We start from the raw sequence: 22934 nt of genomic DNA, 5'->3' as shown, positions 1-22934 counted from the left end.
CATGTCGGGCGGAGCCCTCTTTCTCATGGGCGTCTTCATGCTCACCATGCTGGTGGACCTGCCCATCGTCTACGGCATGGTGCTGTCCGGCTTGGCGTACCTGGCGATCTTCGATACCGCGCCCGTGGCCGTGGCGGCGCAGCAGTATGTTTCCGGCCTGGACAGCTTCACGCTGCTGGCCATCCCGTTGTTCATCCTGGCCGCGCAATTGATGAACGGCGCAGGCCTCACGCAGCGCATCGTGCGTCTGTGCGCCGCCATCGTCGGCGACGTCAAGGGCGGGCTGGCCGTCGTCGCCGTCATGTCGTGCCTGGTGTTCGGCGCCCTGTCGGGCTCCGGCGTGGCCGACGTGCTGGCCATTGGCAGCCTGCTGCTTCCGGCAATGGCCCGCGCGGGCTATGACAAGGGCTTCAGCTGCGCCCTGGTGGGTTGCGCCGGGACAAGCGCGACCATCGTGCCGCCGAGCATCGTGCTCATCATCTACGGCACGACCACCAACACCTCGGTGGGCAAGCTGTTCATGGCGGGCATCGTGCCGGCTGTGCTGCTGAGCCTGTCGCTGATCGCCATTGCAGTCTGGCAGGCGCGCAAATACGACTGGAGCGGCGGCAAGCCCTTCGAATGGGCCGAGTTGCGCGCGTCGCTTTCGGATGCGGTGCCCGCGCTGATGGTTCCCGTGCTGATCATCGGCGGCATCCGCCTGGGCGTCTTCACGGCCTCGGAGGCCGCGTCGAGCGCCATCGCCTATTCGCTGCTGATCGGCCTGTTCTGGTACCGCACGCTGTCGCTGCGCACCATCTGGCAGAGCCTGAAGGTGGCCGGGGAGGGGAGTGCGTCCATCCTGCTGATGATCGGTGCCTCGGGCTTCTTCGCCTGGATCCTGGTCGCGGAACAGGTGCCGCAGGCGCTGGCCGCGCTGCTGGCGAGCTGGACCGACAGCCGCACCACGGTGTTGCTGCTGCTGACCGCCGTGCTGCTCCTGCTCGGCACGTTCATGGAGGCGATCCCGATCATCATCATCGTCGCTCCCGTGGTCATGCCGGTGCTCGCGCATTACCGGATCGACCCGGTGCATTTCGGCATCCTGCTGACCATCAACATGGCCATCGGTGCGGTATCGCCGCCCGTGGGGGTGGACCTGATGGCCGCGTGCAAGGTGGGTGGCATCACGATGATGCAGACCCTGCGCCCGCTCACCTGGATGATGCTCGCGATGGTGGGCGTGCTGATGCTCGTCACCTTCGTGCCTGATCTGGTGATGTTTCTGCCGCGGCACGTGCAATGACGCGCCCCTCCATGGCATCACGCCGCCCGGCGTCTTTGCGTCGCAGCTGGCTGTTCACCTCGGGGTTGGACGAGCAGATGCAGCAGGCCGCGCTCGACAGCCGTGCCGACGTGCTGGTCGCGGATCTGGAAGAGTTCACCGCGCCAGTCGACCGCCCGGCGGCGCGTCCCCGCGTGGCCGCGCTGATGGTGCGCTGCCGCGCGCAGGGCGCCGTGGCCGCGGTGCGCGTGAATCGCCTCGCGGGGGATGGCCTGGCGGACCTGCGCGGGGTCATGCCCGGCGGCCCGCAAGTGATCCTTCTTCCATGCGTCGAGTGCGCCGAGGAGATCACCGCGTTGGCAGAAGCCATCGACCTCTTCGAGGCGGAACTGGGCCTGCCCGCCGGGACCACCGAGATCGTGCCCACGATCGAATCGGCGCTCGGCGTGGTGCGCATCCAAAGCATCCTGGCCGCCAGTGAGCGCATCAGCGCCTGCCTGCTCGCGGCCGAAGACCTCACGGCCGACCTGGGCGCCGAGCGCGGCCCGGACGGCCTGGAGCTCAACCATCTGCGCAGCCGCTTCCTGGTCGAGTGCCGGGCCGCAGGGCGCGTGGCGATCGACTGCCCGTTCAACTACCGCGATCTGCAGGCCCAGGCTGCGGACCTCGGCTGGGCCCGACGCATTGGCCTGAAGGGCAAGTGCACTGTTTTCCCCGAACAGGTCGCGGCCATTCACGCCGCCCTGACGCCATCGCCAGAGCAGTTGGCCTGCGCGACAGAGACGGTGGCGCGTTTCGAGGCCGCCCGTCGCGGCGGAGCTGCTGCCGGCCAGCCGATCGAAAGCCCCGACTACCACACCGCGCGGCGCCTGCTGGCGCGCGACACCGAATTCAGCGCATGGGCCGCACAAGCGCGGACCGAATGGCCCAACGGAGAACCGTCTTGACTTCGACTTCCACCCCCGCTTCGGCTCGGCGCAACGGCGGCCAGATTCTGATGCAGCAATTGCGCATTCACGGCGCCCGGCGCGTGTTCCTGGTCCCGGGGGAAAGCTACCTGCCCTGCATCGACGCGTTCAACGAGCACCAGGGCGCGATCGAGCCCATCGTCTGCCGCCAGGAAAGTGGCGCCGCCTACATGGCCGAGGCCTACGGCAAGCTCACCGGAGAGCCAGGTATCTGCTTCGTCACGCGCGGCCCGGGCGCGACGAACGCGAGCATCGGCGTGCATACCGCGTTCCAGGACTCGACGCCCATGATTCTCTTCATCGGCCAGGTCGGCAACGGCTTCTGCGAGCGCGAGGCCTTCCAGGAAATCGACTACCGCCGAATGTTTGGCCAGATGGCCAAGTGGGTGGCGCAGATCGACCGTACCGAACGCATCCCCGAGTACGTCGCGCGCGCGTTCTCGGTCGCCACCAGTGGCCGCCCCGGCCCCGTGGTGCTGGCCCTGCCGGAGGACACGCTGTGGGGCAGCGCCGAGGTGGCCGACCTGCCGCGCTACACCCGCGCCTGCAGCCATCCCGGCGGCGCCGACTTGGCGCGCATGGCCGCCCTGCTGGAGGAGGCCGAACGTCCGCTGATGATCGTTGGCGGGACCGGCTGGACGAGCGAGGCAATGCATCAGCTCGAGGACTTCGCCGTGCGCTTCCAGGTCCCCGTGGGCACGGCCTGGCGGCGGCTCGAGTGTTTCGACCAACGCAGTCCCAACGCGGCCGGGCATGTGGGCTGGGCGATGACGCCCGCGTTGCGCCAGCGGGTGCGCGCTGCGGACCTGATCATCGCCGTCGGAACCCGGTTGGGTGAAGCGACGACCGAGGGCTACACGGTCATCGAAAGCCCGATGCCACGCCAGAAACTGGTGCACGTGTATCCCGATCCGGGCGAGCTGGGCCGCGTGTTCGCGCCCACGCAGGCCATCGTGGCGGATGTCGCGAGCTTCGCCGGCGCGCTGGCCGCGCTCGCACCCGCCAGGCCGCCGCAGCGCAAGGCACGGGTCGAAGCCGCGCACGCCGAGTACCTTGCCAGCCTGGTCCCCCTGTCCGCGCAGGGCCCGCTCTCGCTGGACGCCGTGGCCGCCATCGCGGCGGACCAACTGCCGCATGATGCCTGCATCACGGTCGGTGCCGGCAACTACGCGCTCTACCCGCACCGCTATCGCCGGTACACCGGCCCGGGCACCAGCCTCGCGCCCACCGTCGGGTCGATGGGCTATGGCTTGCCGGCCGCCATATCCGCCAAGTTGGAACAACCGGAGCGCACCGTCGTCTGCTACGCCGGCGACGGCTGCTTCCAGATGAACCTGCAGGAACTGGGCGTGGCGCTGCAGTACCGCGTGGGCGTGGTCGTGCTGGTGTTCAACAACGGCATCTGGGGAACGATCCGTGCGCACCAGGAGCGTGAATTTCCGGGTCGCGCCATCGCACTGTCGTTCACCAACCCCGACTTCGCCGCGCTGGTCCGCAGCTATGGCGGCCACGGCGAGGTGGTGGAGTGCACCGAAGACTTTGCCGCAGCGCTCGCCCGTGCCTGCGCGTTCGCCGATCGCGAGAAACTGCCGGCGCTCGTCGAGTTGCGCTATGCGGCCGATGGCATCGCGCCCGGCGAGACCCTGTCGGGCATCCGCAGTGCAGCGCTCGCCCGGCAGCAAATCTCCGGCGCAGCGCATGGAACCTTCGCCGAGGCGGTGCCGCAGCCGTGCGGGGTGTCGGTGGCGGTGACCGACCCCGTCAACGATCGAGCGGATGCTCGACGATGAACTGGCGCAGGGCCGCGTTCATGCGGGTCTGCCAGCCCTTGCCGGTGGCCTTGAACGCGTCGAGCAAGTCGGCATCCAGCCGGATGGCGGTAAACACCTTGGTCTCTTCTGCCTTCGGGCGACCGCGTGGGCGCAGGGCCAATGCGGCGTACACCTCGGACGGCAGTACCTCGGCAGCCGGTCTGGCCCGGGTGAACCACGCATCATCGAGCTCTCTGGCGTCCGCGTCAGCAGCGATGCCCGCGGCGATGGCTGTTTCTTCTTCTGAGGTCGGGCTGACGTGCCCGACTTTAAGCTTTGGCATATCTTGTTTCCTCACGCTTGTTTGCTTTGCGCAGACTGATGACGCGAATGGCGTCACCACGAAGGCAGTAAATCATTACATGCAGGCGATCACCGATGTAGCCTGTTGCTTCAAACCGCTGCTCGGCGTATTGCTTGCGCGTGTCCTCGGAAACCACGGCGGTTTCCCATTCGAAGCCGTCGGCATCGGCCAAGGACAAGCCATGCTTGTCGAGCTTGCTCCCGTCTTTTGCGGGATCAAACGCGTAGTGCATGGGATTTATTGTATCAACACAAAATAGACGGAAACACCCCCGTCGCCGCTGCGCGCACGCGCCAGCCTGCGATGCGCTCCGGGATTCATGCAGCGCTACATGGCCCAGATGCGCGGCGGCTCGGCGCTGAGCTGCCACAGGGTCGCACGCCATGCGCTCCATACCTGCCTGAGCAGTTGCATCGCGGGCTCCACCTGCGGGGCCAGCGCGCGCAGCACCAGGACCTGCGCGCAGGGGCTGGTGGCGCCCGCGGTGTCCCGGAGCGCGTGCGCGTCCAGCACCGCGCGCGCGGCGTCCAGCGCGGCGTCGCGCCGGGTCTTGTCCAGCGCGCTGCCCGCAGCGAAGAACAGGCTCGCCATGCAGCGCTGCCCGGCCAGCCCCAGCGGGCTGCGCAGCAGGCGCTGGTCGGCGGCGTCGATCACGCCGCGCTCGCGCCACAGGCCGGGCAACTCGATGTGCTGCACGAAGCGCCCGGCCTCGAACGGCCGACCGGCATGCGGCAGGCCCAGCGCGGTCACGTCCCAGCCCATGCATTCGGCGCCGGGTGCAAGGTCCAGCGTGAGGTGGTTTTCGGCGTTGCAGGCGTTGTAGCAGAGCGCCTCCAGCGGCAGCCACTCCAGCCGCGCCCCTGCGGCCAGGGACAGCCGGGTGCGCTGGCGCGCCGGGTCGCCGGTGGAGCGGTAGAACCGCGCGGCGCCCGGCGTGGTGAGCAGCCCGTGCCCGCCGGAGCCGACCGAGGCCGTGATGTCCAGCGTGTCGCCGCCGACCAGCCCGCCCGGGGGGTGCACGATCACGTTGTGGCAAATGCCGCCGCCCTCCGGGTACAGGCCTTGCAAGATACGCAACGGTCCGTCGTGCGCAAAGCGCGCCACGGTGCGCGCGTGCTCCAGCGTGTAGTCGAGTTGCAGGCTGGCGTGCCAGGGCATGTGGGGGGGGGAGGGGGCTGCTGCGGGCGGCCGATTATCACCGGCAGCAGCGCCCTGCCGCGGCCTGGGGCGGGCGTTCCGATGGTGAATAATCGGTCCCGCCTGGAGTGCGCAGCATGCCCGATGAATCCCACCCCGCCAGACCGTCCCGCTGTGTCTTCGTGTACGGCACCCTGCGCTGCGGCGGCAGCAACGACATCACCAGGCTGCGGCCGGCTCCGCGCTTCGTCGGCGCGGCGTGGGTCGCGGGGGCGCTCCATCACCTCGGCGCGTATCCCGGCATGACGCTGGGCGGCAGCGGATGGGTGCGCGGCGAGGTGTACGCCATTGCGCCGGCACTGGAGGCGCTCCTCGACGAGATCGAGGACCTGGGCGCGGAACCGACCGACGAGTACGTGAAGCGCGAAGTCGTCGTGCAGCTAGAGGGGCAGGGGCAGGCGCAGGCGCTGCCCTGTCTGGTCTACGAAATCAATCCCCGGCGCCTCGGGTCTGCGCCCCTGATTGCGCATGGGGACTGGCTCGGGGAGGGAAATTTATCTCTTATATAAGACATAAGAGCTTGCGCAACTCTTGTAGAAGACTTAGAGTTTGCGTTCAAGGGCGGCGGCGCATCGCGGCCCGGCGTTTCCAACTTGACCCTGGAGTGATCCCATGACCCCATCCCTGAACGAACAACCGGGCCGCGAACAGCAAATTGCCGCCCTGGAAAAAGACTGGACCCGGAACCCGCGCTGGAGTGGCGTGAAGCGCGGCTACGGCGCGGCGGACGTGGTGCGTCTGCGCGGCAGCCTGCAACCGGAACACACGCTCGCCAGGCACGGCGCGCAAAAGCTTTGGGAGAAGATCAACGGGGGGGCCCGCAAGGGCTATGTGAACGCGTTCGGCGCGATCTCCGCCGGGCAGGCCATGCAGCAGGCGAAGGCGGGGCTCGAAGCCGTGTACCTGTCGGGCTGGCAGGTGGCGGCCGACGGCAACACCTCGGAGACCATGTACCCCGACCAGTCGCTGTACGCCTACGACTCGGTGCCCGCGATGGTGCGCCGCATCAACAACACGTTCAAGCGCGCCGACGAGATCCAGTGGAGCCGCGGCATCAACCCCGGCGACAAGGAGTACATCGACTATTTCCTGCCCATCGTGGCGGACGCCGAAGCCGGCTTCGGCGGCGTGCTCAACGCCTTCGAGCTCATGAAGAACATGATCTGCGCAGGCGCTGCGGGCGTTCACTTCGAGGACCAGCTGGCTGCCGTGAAGAAATGCGGTCACATGGGCGGCAAGGTGCTGGTGCCGACGCAGGAAGCCTGCGAAAAGCTGATCGCCGCGCGCTTCGCGGCCGACGTGCTGGGCGTGCCGACCATCGTGCTGGCGCGCACCGACGCCGAGGCCGCGAACCTGATCACCTCGGACCACGACGCGAACGACAGGCCCTTTCTCACCGGCGAGCGCACGCAGGAGGGCTTCTACCGCGTCAGGAACGGGCTGGAGCAAGCCATCAGCCGGGGCGCGGCCTACGCCCCCTACGCCGACCTGGTGTGGTGCGAGACCGGCGTTCCGGACATTGGCTTTGCGCGCGAGTTCGCCCGGGCCGTGCACGCCGCGTGCCCCGGAAAGCTGCTGGCGTACAACTGCTCGCCTTCTTTCAACTGGAAGAGGAACCTCGACGACCGGCAGATCGCCACGTTCCAGGACGAGCTCTCGGCGCTGGGCTACAAGTACCAGTTCATCACGCTGGCCGGAATCCACATCAACTGGTTCAACACCTTCCAGTTCGCCCATGCGTATGCCCGCGGCGAGGGCATGAAGCACTACGCCGAAATGGTGCAGGAGCCGGAATTCGCCGCGCGCGAGAAGGGCTACACCTTCGTTTCGCACCAGCAGGAAGTGGGCGCAGGCTACTTCGACGACGTGACCACCGTGATCCAGGGCGGTTCGTCCAGCGTAAGGGCCCTGACCGGATCGACCGAGGAAGAGCAGTTCCACTGATCGCAGGGGCAGCAGACAGATGCCCTCAGGCCGGCGTGCGCAGCACCCGCCGGTACTGCACGGACTCGGCCACGTGGGCCACCTCGGTGCTGGGCGCGCCCGCAAGGTCGGCGATGCTGCGCGCCACCTTCAGCGCGCGGTGCGTGCTGCGCGCTGACCAGCCCAGCCGCGCTGCGGCGGTGTGGAGGAAGCCCGCGGCTGCGGCGCTCAGTTGCAGGTGCGTGTCGATCTCCTGGCCTTGCAGCGCCTGGTTGCTCTTGCCCTGCCGGGCCAGTGCAAGAGCGCGGGCGCACTCCACGCGCGCGCGGATGGTGGCGCTGGCCTCGCCTGCGGGCGCCTGCACCAATTGGTCGGCGGGCAGGGCGGGAACCTCCACGTGCAGGTCGATGCGGTCGAGCAGCGGTCCGCTGAGCTTGCCCTGGTAGCGGTTCACCTGCTCGGGGGTGCAGCGGCAGGCGCGCTGCGTGGAGCCGAGAAAGCCGCAGGGGCAGGGGTTCATCGCGGCGATCAGCTGAAAGCGCGCCGGGAATTCCGCGCGCTGCACGGCGCGCGCAATGGTGATGCGGCCGCTCTCCAGCGGTTCGCGCAGGGCCTCGAGGGCGGCCCGGGAAAACTCGGGAAGTTCGTCCAGAAAGAGCACGCCGTGGTGCGCCAGCGAGATCTCGCCCGGCCGGGGCGGTGAGCCGCCGCCCACCAGGGCCACCGCGCTGGCGGTATGGTGCGGCGCTCCCGTCGGCCGCCGACCCCAGGTCTCGGGCCGAAAGCGCCCCGCGAGGCTGGCAAGCGCCGCGCTCTCGAGCGCCTCCTGGACCGCCATGGCGGGCAGCAGCCCGGCAAAACGCAGCGCCAGCATGGACTTGCCGGAGCCGGGCGGGCCCGCCATGAGCACGCTGTGGCCGCCGGCGGCGGCAATCTCCAGCGCGCGCTTGGCCGTGGCCTGGCCCTTGACGTCGGCCATGTCGGGGCCGTCCGCGCCGGCGTCCATCGGCAGGGGTTGCAGGTGGGTCCAGCCGTCGCCGTGCGCGTCGCTGCCTGCTGCCCCACTGCCCGGTGGCACAAAGGCGCGCACCACGTCCAGCAGATGGCGTGCGCGCACGACCCGGGCGGTGGGCACCAGGGCGGCCTCCTCGGCGCTGCCGGGCGGCAGCACCAGTTGGACGTCGATCTGCTGCGTGCGCAGCGCCAGGCTGGTGGCCAGCGCGCCGCGCACCGGGCGCAGTTCGCCCGACAGCGAGAGCTCGCCGGCAAACTCGTGGCCCGCCAGCCGGCTCGCGTCGATCTGCCCGCTGGCCGCCAGGATGCCCAGGGCGATGGGCAGATCGAAGCGCCCGGAGTCCTTGGGCAGGTCGGCTGGCGCAAGGTTCACGGTGATGCGCTTGTTGTGCGGAAACTCCAGCCCCGCGTTTTGCAGCGCCGAGCGCACCCGCTCGCGCGCCTCCTTGACCTCGACATCGGCCAGCCCCACCAGCGTGAAGCTCGGCAGGCCGTTGGTCAGATGCACCTCGACGGTGACGACGGGCGCTTGCAGCCCCAAAAGGGCGCGGCTTTGCACCAAAGCAAGACTCATGAAATGGTTTCTCCCCAGATGGGTGCCCCCTGCGGCTCTTGGGCGCGGCCCGGCTGCGTTTTGCACCGATTGGGTGCACGGCCTGCCTTGCGCGCGCGCACCGCCACTGTAATGGGGATCGGTACGACGCAGGCGTGGCGGCGGCCGTGGCACGGTCCATGCATGGAACGCTTGCTCCGATTCGTCCGTCCCCGCCTTGAGCCATCAACCAAGATCCCACAGGAGGAAACCATGCTCCCTTGCCCCATCAAGTCCCAGGGCCTTGCCTTTCTGGCCCTGCTTGCCCTGGCGCTGCCGGCCCACGCCGAGCTCAGCGGGAATATTTCCCTGACCAGCAATTACAAGTTCCGGGGTCAGGACCAGAACGTGTCCAAGAACAAGCCCTTCAAGCCCGCGATCCAGGGCGGCCTCGACTACAGCTTCGGTGAATCCGGTTTCTACGTGGGCAACTGGAATTCCAGCGTCAAATGGCTGCCGGGGAACTCCATCGAGACCGACCTGTACGGCGGCTACAAGTTGAAGGCCGGCGGCGCCGATCTGGACGTGGGCCTGATGGCCTACGTCTACCCCGGCAACAGCAGCGGCAACACCTTCGAGACCTACGGCGGCGCCACCTTCGGTCCGTTCAGCGCGAAGTACTCGCACACCCTGTCGCGGGACTACTTCGGCTTCGCAGGGGTCGGCCTCAGGGGCCGCAATACCGGCTACCTGAACCTGGCGTGCGCGCAGGAGATTGCACCCAGGTTCACGCTCCGGACCGCCCTGGGCTGGACCCGTTTCGGCGGCAGCATCAGCGCCCCGAACTACATCGACTACAGCCTGGGCGGTGCCTACGACTTCGGCTCGGGCCTGTCGCTGGGAGCGGCCCTGGTGGGCGCAAACAAGAAGTATTTCTTTGGCCCCGTGAACAAGTCCCGCGTGCTCGCCACGCTCACCAAAACCCTGTAAATCTCAACGGGCGCCGCCGGTGCCCGCTCCGGAGGATCTTCGAATGAAAATGGTGACAAGCATCATCAAGCCCTTCAAGCTCGACGAGGTGCGCGAGGCGCTCTCGGACATCGGCGTGCAAGGCATCACGGTAACCGAGGTCAAGGGCTTTGGCCGCCAAAAGGGCCATACCGAGCTGTACCGCGGCGCCGAATACGTGGTCGATTTCCTGCCCAAGGTGAAGATCGAAGCCGCCGTCGCGGACGAACTCGTGGACCGCGTGATCGAGTCCATCGAAAACGCCGCGCGCACCGGCAAGATCGGCGACGGCAAGATTTTCGTGACCCAACTGGAGCAGGTGGTGCGCATCCGCACCGGCGAAACCGGCAAGGAAGCGCTGTAAGGCCCGGCCGCATCACACGAAAGAAGAGGAAACGCCATGAAAAAAATGCTTGCCTCCTGCATTCTGGGGCTGGGTCTGCTCGGCATGGGCAATCTGTCCCTGGCCCAGGCGCCTGCCGCCAGCGTTGCGGCCCCCGCCGCGACCGCGGCGGCTCCTGCCAGCGACGTGGGTGCAGCGGCCGCAGCGGCACCGGCTGCCGCAGAGGCCCCCGCCCTCGTCCCGAACAAGGGCGACACCGCCTGGATGCTGACCGCCACCCTGTTGGTCATCCTGATGGTCCTGCCCGGCCTGGCCCTGTTCTATGGCGGCCTGGTGCGCAGCAAGAACATGCTGTCGGTCCTGATGCAGGTCATGGTCACGTTCTCGCTGGTCATGGTGCTGTGGTTCATCTATGGCTACAGCCTGGCCTTCACCGAGGGAGGGCCCTTCATCGGCGGCCTGGACCGGTTGTTCATGCGCGGCATCTGGGACAACGCCGCAGGCACCTTCGCCAACGCCGCCACCTTCAGCAAGGGGGTGGTGATTCCCGAGGTGGTGTTCGCCGCGTTCCAGGCCACGTTCGCCGGCATCACCTGCACGCTGATCGTTGGCGCCTTCGCGGAACGCATCAAGTTCAGCGCCGTCATGCTGTTCATGGTGCTGTGGTTCAGCTTCAGCTACCTGCCCATCGCGCACATGGTGTGGTTCTGGATGGGTCCCGACGCCTACACGTCCAAGGAAGTGGCCGACGCCGTGACCGCCCGGGCGGGCCAGATCTGGCAGTGGGGCGCGCTGGACTTCGCCGGCGGTACCGTCGTGCACATCAACGCCGCCGTGGCGGGCCTGGTGGGCGCCTTCATGGTCGGCAAGCGCATTGGCTACGGCCGGGAGGCCATGGCGCCGCACAGCCTGACGCTGACCATGGTCGGCGCCTCGCTGCTGTGGGTGGGCTGGTTCGGTTTCAACGCCGGCTCCGCGCTGGAGGCCAACGGTTTCAGCGCCCTGGCCTTCATCAACACGCTGGTGGCCACCTCGGCTGCCGTGCTCGCATGGTGCATCGGCGAGGCGCTGATGCGCGGCAAGGCCTCGATGCTGGGCGCCGCCTCGGGCGCCGTCGCCGGCCTCGTGGCCATCACGCCCGCGGCCGGCAACGTGGGCATCGGCGGCGCGCTGGTGATCGGCTTCGTCGGCGGCTTTGCCTGCCTGTGGGGAGTCAACGGCCTCAAGCGCCTGCTGGGCGCTGACGATTCGCTCGACGTGTTCGGCGTGCACGGCATCGGCGGCATCGTCGGCGCCCTGCTCACCGGCGTGTTCAACGCACCCGGCCTGGGTGGCCCCGGCTATGTGGCCGACTGGGTCAGCGCCACCGCAGTCAGCGCCGCCGACTACTCCATCGCAGCGCAGGTGTGGGTGCAGGCCAAGGCCGTGCTGCTGACCATCGTGTGGTCGGGCGTCGTGTCCTTCGTGGCCTACAAGATCGTTGACCTCACCGTGGGTCTGCGCGTCACGGAAGAGGACGAACGCGAAGGTCTGGACATCACCTCGCACGGCGAGACGGCGTACAACCGCTGAGCTTGCGCCCCCGGTGCGCCGCGGTGTCCGTCGTCCGGACCGCGGCGCAGCCTCTTTCTCAGATGCCCCAGGGATTGATGACGGTGATGCCCGCCGCTGCGTAGGCGGCGGTGTCGCGCGACGCCACGATGAAGTTCCGTGAGGCCGCAATCGCTGCGATGTAGCCGTCGGCTATGGGAAATCCCCGTCCGCGGGCTCTGGCCGCCGCGGCCAACTCGGCGCCGTGCGGCGTCGGTGTCGAATGGCAGCACCCGATCCCGGAACAGATCCAGCAAACCATCGAGCGCCTGTTGCAGCATGCGCTTGCGCTTTCCGGCCGGGAGCGCTGCGATGCTGAACAGCAGCTCGGCCAGCGCCACGCTGGGCAGGTACAGCGTTTCGGCGGCTTGATCGTTCAACCAGGAGCGCACATCAGGGCGCGGGCCGGGCTTCGCCCCAGGGCGCGACGCGCCAGAGGTCGGCGAATTCCCGCGCGGCACGGTCCAGCCGCTGCCTCCAGTCCGCGCCTTCGAGGTAATCCATCTCGGTGAACTGCGCCTCCATCTGGCGCCTGAATTGGGGGTCGGCAGCGATCGCCCGCAGCGCTTCGATGAGGCGCTTTTCCACGTCCTGCGGCAAGCCGCGCGGCGCGACGACACCGCGTTCCGAACCCAGCACCAGTGCCAGCCCCGATTCGCTGAAGCTCGGCACCTGCGGTGCCAGGCGCGAGCGGCCTGCGCCGGCCTGCGCCAGAATGCGCAGCCTGTGCCGAAACGGCATGGCTTCGCCGAGGTTCATCCCCCCCAGCGTCACATGCCCGCCGAGCACCGCGTTGCGCAGCGGGCCGGCACCGTTGAACGGTACGTGGTTCAGGCGCGTCCCGCTCAGGCGCTCGAACAGCACCATGCCCAGGTGGTCGTCGGTGCCGACGCCGGTGGAGCCGTAGCTGATCTCGCCCGGCCGGGCCTTGGCGTCGGCGATCAGGTCGGCCAGGCTCTGGTACTTGCTGTCCTGGACCACCGAGAACGCGCTCGGGTCGCGCACCAGATTCGCCAGGTAGCTGAAGTCGTCCGCCTGAAAGGAGGTGCGGCGCTCGATCGGCAGCGTGACCAGTCCCGGCATATTCACCATGCCCAGCACGTGGCCGTCGGGCGCGGACCGGGCCACGTAGGCCAGGGCCAGTTCGCCGGATGCGCCGGCACGGTTGCTCACCACCACCTGCGCGCCCAACTGCCGGCTCAGGTGCTGGGCCAACGTGCGGGCCGTGGTGTCGGTGCCGCCGCCGGCGGCGAAGCCGACCACGAGTTCGATCGGTTTCTCCGGCCAGGCCCATGCCGGGCCAGCGGTCAGCGCCGACGCGCATGCCAGCAGGACCAGGCAGCGGTGCGCACACCGGGTTGCGCCGCGCGCGAATGCATGCCACATGGGGAAAGTCTCCTGCCTCGGGGGCGTCGTGATTGAAATGCGGCTCAGGTCCGCGTTTGCGCCTCGCGCCAGGCCAGCAGGCGGCGCACCCCCTCGCGCATGGGAACCTCGGGCCGCCAACCGATCAGCGCGCCGGCTTTGTCGTGCGGGATGTGGAAGGCGCCGCCCGCGGTCAGGCGCACCGTGCCGGGGGGATCGGGCTGGAACTGCGGCGTCAGCCGGCTGCCGCAGTAGTCGAGCACCAACTGCACCAGTGCGCGCGTCGTGATCGGGTCCACCCCGGAGATGTTGACGGCGACGTCGGTGGCCGCACTCTCGAAGGCCGCCAGGTTGGCGCGCGCCACGTCCCCGACGTAGACGAAATGCTTGCTGTCGCTGCCGTCGCCGGGCAGCACCGGGCGCTCTCCGCGGCGCACCCTGTCGTAGGTGTCCATGATGTAGAGCGCGTTCGCTGCCCGATAGTGCTGGCGTTCCCCGTAGACCGTGGAATAGCGCAACGCCACGTAGGCCAGGCCATGCTGCTGCCAGGCTTGGCGGCACAGCTGTTCGCCGATGATCTTGGACGCGCCGTACAGCACCGCCGCGGGCGGAGCGCCGACGCTGTGCAGCGGCAGATCCTCGTGCAGTGCGCCCTGGACGCCCGGTCCGTAGCCGTACACCGCATTCGACGAGGCGAACACCAGCTTGCGCACGCGGTGCAAGCGGCAGGCTTCGATCAGGTTCTGCGCGCCGCGCACGTTCACGTCGATGGCCTGCCACGGGGTCTGCGCGAAACCCAGCGTCATGTGCGCGGCCAACAGCAGCACACCGTCCACGCCCTGCGTGGCGGTCAGCAGTTCGTGCAGCCGGGTGATGTCTGCGCGCACGATGCGCACACGCGGATCGTCCCGGAGGTGCGCGATCGCCTCGGGCGTGCCGAACGCGAAGTTGTCCAGCAGCAGCACCTCGCGCGCGCCGGCGCGCAGCAGATGTTCCGCGGTGTGCGAGCCGACCAGGCTCGCGGCGCCGGCGATGAGCACGCGGGCGCCGCGGATCGGCAGCGCCGCGGACGCGGGAGGGGAGGTTGTGGATTCGGTCATGGCGTGCGCTGCGTCCTCTCGTCAACCCAGGCTTAGAGGTTGCGTGTGCAGCCCCCAGTAAATGCTTTTGTTCTGGCTGTACAGCCGCAGGCCCTGCAGGCCTTTTTCGCGGCCGATGCCGCTGTCCTTGAAGCCCCCGAAAGGGGTGGCGATGTGCGACTGCTTGTAGGTGTTGATCCAGACTGAACCGGCTTCCAGCGCGCGCGCCAGCCGCCAGGCCCTGGGGTAGCTGCCCGTCCAGATGCCCGCCGCCAGTCCGAACGCCGTGCCGTTCGCCTGTTCGATCAGATCGTCTTCGCCGTCGAAGGGCAGCGCCACCAGCACCGGGCCGAAGATTTCCTCCTGGCAGACGCGGGCCTGCGCGTGCAGGCCATCGAGCAGGGTCGGCATGTAGAACGCGCCGCGTGCCAATGCGCTCTGCTCGGGCGCGTACCCGCCGGCCAGCACGCGCGCGCCCTCGCGCCGGCCGAGTTCCACGTAACCGGCGACCTTGTCGCGGTGCTGCCAGGAGATCAGCGGGCCGACCTGGGTGCCGGGGTCGTCGGGCAGACCGACGCGCAGCGCGCGCGTGCGCTGCGCCAGGGCGGCGACGAATTCGGCGTAGATCGCGCGCTCGACGAAGAGCCGGGAGCCCGCCACGCAGCTCTGCCCCGCAGAGCCGAAGATTCCCGAAAGCACCCCGGCCAGCGCGGCCTCGCGGTCCGCGTCGGCGCACACGATGTGCGGGGATTTGCCGCCCAGTTCCAGCCCCACCGGAATCAGCCGCTGCCCGGCGACGGCGGCGATCGCGCGGCCCGTCTCCGTGCCCCCGGTGAACGACAGCATGCGCACGCCCGGGTGGCGCACGAGCGCAGCGCCCACCTCTTCGCCGCTGCCGTTGAGCACTTGCAGCAGGCCCTGCGGCAGCCCCGCCTGGTGGCAGACGCGCAGCAGTTCGAGCGCCAATTGGGGGGTTTCTTCGGACGGTTTGAGCACCACCGCGTTGCCCGCGGCCAGCGCCGGCGCCACTTTCTGCGCCTCGTTCATGATCGGCGAGTTCCACGGGGTGATGGCCGCGATGACGCCGAACGGCTCCGCGATCGCCATCGAAAAGTATTCGCCGCGCGCCGGGGTGATTTCCCCTTGCAGGGTCTCGCAGACTGCGGCGTAGTAGCGAAAGCTCCCGGCCGCGCTGTCCACCATGTGCAGGCATTCCTTCCAGGGCTTGCCGCTGTCGGCCATTTGCAGGCGCGCCAGGGGCTCGCGTTCGGCCCGCAGGAGGCGGCCGATTTCGTACAGCACGTCGGCGCGGCGGTCCAGGCGCAGATCGCGCCAGGGCTGGCAGCGCACGGCCTGCCAGGCGCGCGCCACGGCGCCATCGACGTCCGCCGCGCGGGCCTGCGCAACGCGGCCGGCTTGCGAGCCATCGGCCGGATTGATGGAGAGCAGGAACGGGCCCGCTCCTGCGGGGGCCGGCGGGCAAAAGCGGGGGGGCTCGGGAATGGGCATCGTGCAAGAGGGCGCTGCGGGTCAGGGGGTTGGCCGCAACATGGCGGCCACGCGCAGCGCATTGGAGCCCTGCACGGGCATTTGCACAAATCGGAAATGGCCTGCCACCCATAGTCCATGGCCATGAATATCCGGGCCGCAGCCTGGCAAGAAAGGCCCGCGCCGCCATCGGGGCGGGGCTGCGCTCTGCCGTGGTGTTTACGCAGCTTCGGAATCGGGCGCAGGCAGTAGACTCGATCCATCCGAAACAAAGATATGGAACAGGCCCATGGATCAGCGCCAGGAAATCGTCTCCCGCACCCTCCAGACCATCCGGCAAATTGCCCGCAACGGCGTCACGCAGCGCCCGGTGCTCGACCAGATCCTGCAGCAGCTGCTGGGGCTGGCCGCGCAGAAGGACCTCTGGACCGGCCCCGGGTTTGCAGCGCCCACGGGCGCCGAACTCCAGGCGCGCTACCTGATCGAGGAGCAGCCCGACCAGACCTTTGCGCTCTACCTGAACGTGATGCGCGCGGGCAAGCGCATCCTGCCGCACAACCACACCACCTGGGCCTGCGTGGCGGCGGTCGAGGGCGTGGAGCACAACCATCTCTACCGCCGGCTGGACGACGGCAGCCGGCCGGGCTACGCCAAGCTGGAACAGACCGCCACCCTGCCGGTGTGCCCGGGCAGCGGCGTCGCCTTGCTGCCGGACGAGATCCACGCCGTGGAGATCAGGGACGCGCAGCTGATCCGCCACCTCCATCTGTACGGCCGCGCTTTGGAGACCCTGAGCGAGCGTCTGTGCTTTGACTTGGCAAACGACAGCTGCCAGCGCATGCCCATCGGCGTGCAGACCCGCCGCTGACACCCGCGCCCACGGCAATGTCTTCTGCTGCACACGATCCGCGCCCGGCCCTTGCGCCCGGCGTGACGCCAAACCAATTGCAAGACTGGCTGCACGACGGCCAGGAAATCGCCTTGCTCGACGTGCGCGAGCATGGCCAGTACGGCGAGGGGCATTTGTTCCATGCCGTGCCGCTGCCCTGGAGCCGGCTGGAATGGGACCTGCCCCGCCTGGTCCCATGCCGCCACGCGCGCGTGGTGGTGTACGACGACGGCCCCGGCGACGTGGCCGGCAAGGCATGGCAACGCCTGCACGACCTGGGCTATCACGCGGGCTTCGTTCTGGCCGGCGGAGCGGCCGCCTGGGCCGCCTGCGGCCAGCGCATCTTCCAGGGCGTGCACCTGCCGTCCAAGACCTTTGGCGAACTGGTCGAGCAGCGCCTGCACACGCCGTCGATTTCGGCCACCGAACTGGCGCGCCGCCAGGCGGCGGGCGACAGGCTGCTGCTCCTGGATGGACGCAGCCCCGCCGAGTTCCGGAAGATGAACGTCCCCGGCGCGCTGAACTGCCCCAACGGGGAACTGGCCCTGCGCATCGGCGACTTGGCCCCGGACCCGGAAACCACCGTCGTCATCAGCTGCGCCGGCCGCACCCGCAGCATCATCGGTGCCCAGACCCTCATCAACCTGGGCCTTCCGAACCCGGTGCTGGCGCTGGAAAACGGCACCCAGGGCTGGTTTCTGGCCGGTCTGGAGCTCGAGCATGGACAGCAGCGCTGCCATGCTCCGGGGCTGCCCGCGGATCTGGCCCTGCGCCAACGGCAGGCCAGCGCCCTGGGCCGACGCCACGGCGTGCAATGGATCGGCAGCGCGCAGGCGCAGGCCTGGGTGGACGACGCCCGGCGCAGCACCTTCGTGCTCGACGTGCGCACCGGCGAGGAATTCGCGCAAGGCTCGATCCAGGGCGCGCAGCACGCCCCGGGCGGGCAACTCGTGCAGGCCACCGACCAGTTCGTGGGCGTGCGTTCGGCGCGCTTGCTGCTGCTCGACTCCGAGGGGGTGCGCGCGCCGGTGGTCGCCAGTTGGCTGCGCCAAATGGGCATCGACGCGCATGTGCTGCAGGACGGCGTCGCGGCCGCGCTGCGCCTGCCACCGCCCCTGCAACCCGCGCTGCCCGCAGTGCCCACGCAGACCGCGGACGCGCTCGCCGCCGCATTGGCCAGTGCCAGCGCCAGCACCTGCGTCATCGACCTGCGCCCGAGCATGGCCTACCGGCGCGCGCACGTCCCCGGCGCGCTCTGGTCGATCCGCCCCCGGCTGAGCGAGGCCCTGGCCAGCGCGGGCGTCGCCGCGGACGCATCGATCACGCTCGTCGCGGACGAACCCGCAATCGCCCGCCTGGTGGCGCAGGACCTGATGGCCCGGGGCCAGCCCTGCCCCCAGCTGCTGGCCGGCGGCGTCGAGGCGTGGGAGCGGGCCGGCCACGCGCTCGAGAGCAGCCCCGAAACGCCGGGCGACGCCCAGTGCATCGACTACCTGTTCTTCGTGCACGACCGGCACGACGGCAACCAGGACGCCGCGCGGCGCTACCTGGCCTGGGAGACGGGCCTCGTCGCCCAGCTCGATGCCCGGGAACTCGCGGCCTACCGCATCGCCTGAAGCGGGAGCGCGCATGCAACCGACCCGCACCACGCGCCTGCTGCAAACCGGCCGCCCGCCCGCCGGCCAGGGCCCCCGGCCCGTGAACCCGCCCGTCATGCGCGCGAGCACCGTCGTCTTCGACAGCGTGGCCGAATGGCGCGCCGCGCGGCAGCAGCGCCAGACCCGGCAGGTCCTGAGCTACGGCGCACGCGGCACGCAAACCACGTTTGCCCTGGAAAACGCGCTCAGCGAACTGGAAAAGGGCCACCGGACCCAGCTCTACCCGACCGGCCTGGCGGCCGCGACCCAGGTGCTGATGGCCCTGCTGCGCCCTGGCGAGCACCTGCTGATCACCGACGCGGTGTACGCGCCCGTGCGGCATTTTTGCAGCACCTGGCTGCCGGCCCGGGGCGTGGACTGCGAGTTCTACGCCGCCGACGGCCACGACGTCGCCGCCCGACTGCGCCCGGGAAAGACGCGGATGATCTACGCCGAAGTGCCGGGCTCGCTCCTGAACGACATGCTGGACCTGCCCGCGCTCGCCGCGCTGGCCCGCTCCTGCGGCGCCTGGCTGGCCGTGGACAACACCTGGGCCTCGGGCTGGCTGCTGAATCCGCTCACGCTGGGGGCGGACATTTCCATACTCGCCGCGACCAAATACATCGCCGGGCATTCGGACCTGCTGCTCGGCGCCGCCGTGTGCAACGAACGCGCCTACCCGGTCCTGGCGCATTTCAGCGAATCCACCGGCCAGACGGTCAGCCCCGACGACGCCGCACTGGCACTGCGCGGCCTGCGCACCCTGGAGCTACGCCTGGAGCGGCACGAGCGCAATGCGCTCGCCGTGGCGCAGTGGCTCGGCCGCCAACCCGCCGTGGCCCGGGTGTTCCATCCCGCCCTGCCCGACGACCCCGGCCACGCCCTCTGGAAGCGCGACTTCAAGGGCGGCAACGGGCTCCTGGCGGTCGAGTTCCATGACCCCGACCCCGGGCGCCGGGACCGCTTCGTCGACGCCTTGGAATGCTTTGGCATCGGCGCCTCGTGGGGCGGGTTCGAGAGCCTGGCCGTGCCCATCGACCCTGCCGCGCTGCGCAGCGTCGGCGCATGGCATGGGCGCGGCAGCTTCGTGCGGCTGCACGTCGGCCTGGAATCGCCCGAGGACCTGTGCCAGGACCTGATGCAAGCCATCGCCGCCGCGCAATTCACCACCGCCCCCCGCAGCCAGACCCCGACAGGAGCCCCCCATGAACCGCCCCCTGCCCCCTGCATTCCGGATGCGCCGCCGCCAGACCCTGGCGCTGTGCGCCGCCCCACTGCTCCTGCCGGGCACCGGCTACGCCGCCGACCCGCTGCCCAAGGTCGGCGACTACCCGAGCCAGGTGATCCACGTGGTCTCCCCCTTTCCGGCCGGCGGCGGCAATGACATGCACATGCGCCTCGTCACGAACGAACTGGCGCGCACCACGGGCCAGCCCGCCGTGGCGGAAAACAAGGGGGGTGCGGGCGGCAACATCGGCGCCCAATCCGTCGCCGGCAGCAAGCCCGACGGCTACACCCTGCTGCTCTCCCAAGTGTCCATCATGGCGGTGAACCCGGTGCTGTACAAAGCCCCCGGCTTTGATCCGCTCAAGGACTTCGTTGCGATCACCCAGATCAACGCCGCGCCCCTGGTGCTGGTGGTGCCGGTGACTTCCTCCCTGCGCAGCATGGCCGACCTGCGCAAAATGGCCCAGGAGCACACCGGCAGCGTGACCTACGCCAGCCCGGGAAACGGCACGCTGTCGCACCTGCTGGGCGTGGTGCTGGAAAAGGACGCGGGAATTCCCATGACGCACATCCCCTACCGCGGCGCGGCCCCCGCGCTGCTCGACCTGCTGGGGGGACAGGTGACCCTGATGATCAGCTCCACCTCCTCGGTGTCCGGCGCGATCCAGCAGGGCAAGCTCCGGGCCATCGCCATCTCCAGTCCGCGCCGCGTGGGCCACTTCAGGGCCGTCCCCACCCTGGAAGAACAGGGCTTCAAAGGAATGCAGTTCGAGGACTGGTACGGCTTCTTTGCGCCCGCAGGAACGCCGCCCGAGCGCGTGGCCTACCTCAACCAGGCCATCACGAGCATCCTCAGAAGCCGGGGGGTGGTGCAGAAAATTACCGACGCCGGCGGCGAACTCGTCGCCGGCGACGCCGAGCAACTGGCAGCGCAGCTGCGGCAAGACATCACCCGCTGGAGCCGCTTGGTCAAGCTCGCCGGGATGACTGTGGAATAAGTGCCCCGGAGGGCCGGCCACGGCACCGGGCGTGGCGAGTCCATGATGACGTATCCTGCGCGTACGACGCTGTCACCGCGCCATGCGCCCGTTTACCAGCGCATTACCAAGCCGGCACCCGGGGCTACCCCGGTCTGCTACATTGACTGCAACGCAAGCCAAAACCCACCCCATGCTCTATCACATCTATGAAACCCAGCGCTCGTTGATCGAACCCTTTACCGGCTTTGCGCAGGCCGCTGCCAAATTCCTGAGCAACCCGATGTCCCCGTTCAGCGAAAGCCCGCTGGCGCAATACATGTCCGCCGGGTACGAACTGCTCTACCGCTTGGGCAAGGACTACGAAAAGCCGGCCTTCGAGATCCACGCGGTGGACGTGGACGGGGTGAGCGTCGCCGTGCACGAGCGGGAGGAACTGGACAAACCGTTTTGCACGCTGCGCTGCTTCCAGCGCTTCTCCGACGAGCCGGCCACGCTCACCCGGCTCAACGCCCAGCCCGTGGTGCTGCTCGTGGCGCCGCTCTCGGGCCACTACGCCACCTTGCTGCGCGACACCGTGCGCACCATGCTCCGGGAGCACAAGGTCTACATCACCGACTGGAAAAATGCGCGCCTGGTGCCGCTGTCCGAAGGCGAATTCCACCTCGACGACTATGTGAACTATATGCAGGAGTTCATCCGCCACCTGCAGGCCGTGCATGGCAACTGCCATGTGGTCAGCGTGTGCCAGCCCACCGTTCCCGTGCTTGCGGCCGTCTCGCTGATGGCCAGCCGGGGCGAGACGACGCCCCTGACCATGACCATGATGGGCGGCCCCATCGACGCCCGCAAGTCGCCCACGTCCGTGAACAACCTGGCGAACAACCGCAGCTTCGAGTGGTTTGAGAACAATGTCATCTACCGCGTGCCGGACAACTTCCCCGGCGTGGGCCGGCGCGTGTACCCGGGCTTTCTGCAATACACCGGATTCGTGGCCATGAACCCCGACCGCCACGCGTCCAGCCACTACGACTATTTCAAGGATCTGATCAAGGGCGACGACGCCAGCGTCGAAGCGCACCGCAAGTTCTACGACGAATACAACGCGGTGCTCGACATGGACGCGGACTACTACCTGGAAACCATAGAGACCGTTTTCCAGAAATGCAAACTGGTGCATGGCACCTGGGACGTGCGCTCGCCCGAAGGCCAAGTCGAGCGCGTGCGCCCGCAGGACATCAGGACCACCGCGCTGTTCACGGTGGAAGGCGAGCTCGACGACATCTCCGGATCAGGCCAGACCGAGGCCGCGCATGACCTGTGCAGCGGCATCGTGCGCAAGGAGCAGCGCCACCTGGAGGCCAAGGGCGCCGGCCACTACGGCATTTTCAGCGGCCGCCGCTGGCGCGAAATGGTCTACCCGCAGGTGCGCGCCTTCATCCTGGAGCATGAGCACGCAGCGCCCGTGGCAGAGCAAAGCCAACCCCCGGACGAGCCGCCGCCGCCGGCCCGCAAGCTGACGGCCAAGGCAGCGGGCGCGCGAGCCACCGTGGCCACCCGCTGGGTGACTTCCCCGGACACCGCCGCCGCAGCACCCACCCGATCCGACCCGGGCGCCGCGCGCAGCCGCCGCAGCAGCAGCACGGCACACAAGACTTGAGCCGACGACTGCAAGCAGCCGACACCCCGGCCGCCCGGACCGCCGAGCTTGCGGCGCGGATCGACGCCGCACTCCCGCAAACGCAGTGCACGCGCTGCGGCTACCCCGATTGCGCAGCCTACGCGCAGGCCATCGCGCAGGGGTCGGCGGCGATCAACCAATGCCCGCCCGGGGGCGCCGAGGGCATTGCGCGCCTGTCGGCCATCACCGGAATGCCCCCCCTGCCCCTGAGCGCCGCGCACGGCACGCAGGGGCCGCGCGCGGTGGCGTTCATCGATGAAGCCTGGTGCATCGGCTGCACCCTGTGCATCAAGGCCTGCCCCACCGACGCCATCGTGGGCGCGAACAAGCTGCTGCACAGCGTCATCGAATCCTGTTGCACGGGGTGCGAACTGTGCCTGCCGGTGTGCCCGGTGGACTGCATCTTGCTGGAGCCGGTCAGCGGCGCGGCCACGGGCTGGGCGGCATGGTCCGCCCCGTTGGCGCAGCAGGCGCGCCAGCGCTATCGCCAGCACCGCGAGCGCGTCGCGCCGGCAGCCGACCCGGCGGACGGCAGCAGCCCCCCCGCCGGGGCAGACAGTCCGGCTGCGCGCAAGGCGGCCATTGCCGCGGCCCTGGAGCGCGCGCGCCGGCAGAGCGAACGGGGTCCGCGCTGAAA

General features: G+C 69.1%; 21 protein-coding genes and 1 pseudogene. 14 read left to right on the top strand and 8 right to left on the bottom strand.

The annotated features are described in order from the left end of the window. The first annotated feature begins 1 nt into the window (after window position 1). Genes D5041_RS00855 through D5041_RS00845 form a run of 3 tightly spaced genes read left to right on the top strand, consistent with a single transcriptional unit; the run spans window position 2 to window position 4022 of the window. A complete protein-coding gene (locus D5041_RS00855; protein ID WP_010107595.1) occupies window positions 2-1285 on the top strand; it encodes a TRAP transporter large permease in 1284 nt (427 codons plus the stop codon). Window positions 1286-1296: 11 nt separating this feature from the next. Further along, window positions 1297-2211 carry an HpcH/HpaI aldolase/citrate lyase family protein gene (locus D5041_RS00850; RefSeq protein ID WP_138927957.1) on the top strand — a complete coding sequence of 305 codons (915 nt, stop codon included), beginning with the start codon at window positions 1297-1299 and terminating at the stop codon, window positions 2209-2211. Then, window positions 2187-4022 carry a thiamine pyrophosphate-binding protein gene (locus D5041_RS00845; RefSeq protein WP_407702200.1) on the top strand — a complete coding sequence of 612 codons (1836 nt, stop codon included), beginning with the start codon at window positions 2187-2189 and terminating at the stop codon, window positions 4020-4022. Before D5041_RS00850 ends, D5041_RS00845 begins: the two co-directional genes overlap by 25 nt. Here D5041_RS00845 and D5041_RS00840 read toward each other — a convergent pair. The 3 genes from D5041_RS00840 to D5041_RS00830 all read right to left on the bottom strand — a co-directional run bounded on the left by D5041_RS00840 (window position 3994) and on the right by D5041_RS00830 (window position 5505). After that, entirely contained in the window at window positions 3994-4326 is a 333-nt protein-coding gene (locus D5041_RS00840) for a BrnA antitoxin family protein (protein WP_265258670.1), read from the bottom strand. The genes D5041_RS00845 and D5041_RS00840 overlap by 29 nt on opposite strands. Beyond that, the gene (locus tag D5041_RS00835; protein WP_265258671.1) at window positions 4313-4579 is read right to left on the bottom strand and encodes a BrnT family toxin; all 267 of its coding nucleotides are present in this window, start codon (window positions 4577-4579) and stop codon (window positions 4313-4315) included. The genes D5041_RS00840 and D5041_RS00835 overlap by 14 nt, the downstream gene beginning before the upstream one ends. Before the next feature lie 95 nt (window positions 4580-4674). Further along, the gene (locus D5041_RS00830; RefSeq protein ID WP_265258672.1) at window positions 4675-5505 is read right to left on the bottom strand and encodes an urease accessory protein UreD; all 831 of its coding nucleotides are present in this window, start codon (window positions 5503-5505) and stop codon (window positions 4675-4677) included. Between the two features lie 116 nt (window positions 5506-5621). On the opposite strand from D5041_RS00830, the gene D5041_RS00825 reads away from it, so the two are divergent. Together D5041_RS00825 and aceA are read left to right on the top strand one after the other, a co-directional pair. After that, complete coding sequence (locus D5041_RS00825; RefSeq protein ID WP_265283619.1) at window positions 5622-6053, top strand: gamma-glutamylcyclotransferase family protein; 432 nt, start codon at window positions 5622-5624, stop codon at window positions 6051-6053. 103 nt (window positions 6054-6156) lie between these two features. Then, window positions 6157-7488: an isocitrate lyase gene (gene aceA, locus D5041_RS00820; protein WP_010100718.1), complete on the top strand. Its 1332-nt coding sequence runs from the start codon at window positions 6157-6159 to the stop codon at window positions 7486-7488. 25 nt (window positions 7489-7513) lie between these two features. On the opposite strand, the gene D5041_RS00815 is transcribed toward aceA, so the two are convergent. After that, window positions 7514-9055 (bottom strand): YifB family Mg chelatase-like AAA ATPase, encoded by a 1542-nt coding sequence (locus tag D5041_RS00815; protein ID WP_010100715.1) that lies wholly within the window; start codon window positions 9053-9055, stop codon window positions 7514-7516. A 231-nt stretch (window positions 9056-9286) separates the two neighbouring features. Between D5041_RS00815 and D5041_RS00810 the strand changes: the two genes are divergently transcribed. From D5041_RS00810 to D5041_RS00800, 3 genes are read left to right on the top strand one after another with little or no spacing between them, the layout of a single operon-like run. Next, on the top strand, window positions 9287-10003 hold the full coding sequence (locus D5041_RS00810) for a TorF family putative porin (RefSeq protein WP_010100713.1): 717 nt from the start codon (window positions 9287-9289) through the stop codon (window positions 10001-10003). 43 nt (window positions 10004-10046) lie between these two features. Beyond that, entirely contained in the window at window positions 10047-10385 is a 339-nt protein-coding gene (gene glnK / locus D5041_RS00805) for a P-II family nitrogen regulator (protein WP_010100711.1), read from the top strand. A 36-nt stretch (window positions 10386-10421) separates the two neighbouring features. After that, window positions 10422-11936, top strand: coding sequence for an ammonium transporter (locus D5041_RS00800; protein ID WP_265283618.1), 1515 nt, complete (start codon window positions 10422-10424; stop codon window positions 11934-11936). A 58-nt stretch (window positions 11937-11994) separates the two neighbouring features. On the opposite strand, the pseudogene D5041_RS00795 reads toward D5041_RS00800, so the two are convergent. The 4 genes and pseudogenes from D5041_RS00795 to D5041_RS00780 form a co-directional block, all read right to left on the bottom strand. Beyond that, window positions 11995-12346: pseudogene (locus D5041_RS00795) on the bottom strand (PIN domain-containing protein). Between the two features lies 1 nt (window position 12347). Then, window positions 12348-13340 (bottom strand): tripartite tricarboxylate transporter substrate binding protein, encoded by a 993-nt coding sequence (locus tag D5041_RS00790; RefSeq protein ID WP_265283617.1) that lies wholly within the window; start codon window positions 13338-13340, stop codon window positions 12348-12350. Window positions 13341-13384: 44 nt separating this feature from the next. Beyond that, window positions 13385-14419 carry an NAD-dependent epimerase/dehydratase family protein gene (locus D5041_RS00785; protein ID WP_010100703.1) on the bottom strand — a complete coding sequence of 345 codons (1035 nt, stop codon included), beginning with the start codon at window positions 14417-14419 and terminating at the stop codon, window positions 13385-13387. A gap of 21 nt (window positions 14420-14440) precedes the next feature. Further along, entirely contained in the window at window positions 14441-15907 is a 1467-nt protein-coding gene (locus D5041_RS00780) for an aldehyde dehydrogenase (RefSeq protein WP_265283616.1), read from the bottom strand. Between the two features lie 268 nt (window positions 15908-16175). Here D5041_RS00780 and D5041_RS00775 point away from each other — a divergent pair, with 268 nt between their 5' ends. The 6 genes from D5041_RS00775 (at window position 16176) to D5041_RS00750 (ending at window position 22932) form a co-directional block, all read left to right on the top strand. Next, window positions 16176-16754, top strand: coding sequence for a cysteine dioxygenase family protein (locus tag D5041_RS00775; RefSeq protein WP_010100635.1), 579 nt, complete (start codon window positions 16176-16178; stop codon window positions 16752-16754). 17 nt (window positions 16755-16771) lie between these two features. Then, window positions 16772-18391: a rhodanese-like domain-containing protein gene (locus tag D5041_RS00770; protein ID WP_265283615.1), complete on the top strand. Its 1620-nt coding sequence runs from the start codon at window positions 16772-16774 to the stop codon at window positions 18389-18391. A gap of 13 nt (window positions 18392-18404) precedes the next feature. Next, the gene (gene metC / locus D5041_RS00765; RefSeq protein ID WP_265283614.1) at window positions 18405-19796 is read left to right on the top strand and encodes a cystathionine beta-lyase; all 1392 of its coding nucleotides are present in this window, start codon (window positions 18405-18407) and stop codon (window positions 19794-19796) included. Next, complete coding sequence (locus D5041_RS00760) at window positions 19687-20637, top strand: Bug family tripartite tricarboxylate transporter substrate binding protein (protein WP_265284359.1); 951 nt, start codon at window positions 19687-19689, stop codon at window positions 20635-20637. Before metC ends, D5041_RS00760 begins: the two co-directional genes overlap by 110 nt. A gap of 172 nt (window positions 20638-20809) precedes the next feature. Next, on the top strand, window positions 20810-22276 hold the full coding sequence (locus D5041_RS00755) for a polyhydroxyalkanoate depolymerase (protein WP_265283613.1): 1467 nt from the start codon (window positions 20810-20812) through the stop codon (window positions 22274-22276). Beyond that, a complete protein-coding gene (locus tag D5041_RS00750) occupies window positions 22273-22932 on the top strand; it encodes an RnfABCDGE type electron transport complex subunit B (protein ID WP_265258684.1) in 660 nt (219 codons plus the stop codon). Before D5041_RS00755 ends, D5041_RS00750 begins: the two co-directional genes overlap by 4 nt. Window positions 22933-22934 lie beyond the last annotated feature (2 nt).

Origin of the sequence: Verminephrobacter aporrectodeae subsp. tuberculatae, from assembly GCF_026127385.1 — a bacterium.
Taxonomy (GTDB): Bacteria; Pseudomonadota; Gammaproteobacteria; order Burkholderiales; family Burkholderiaceae_C; genus Acidovorax; species Acidovorax aporrectodeae.
Note: the sequence above shows the minus strand (reverse complement) of the source record. Positions and strands in the feature narration are given on the sequence as shown.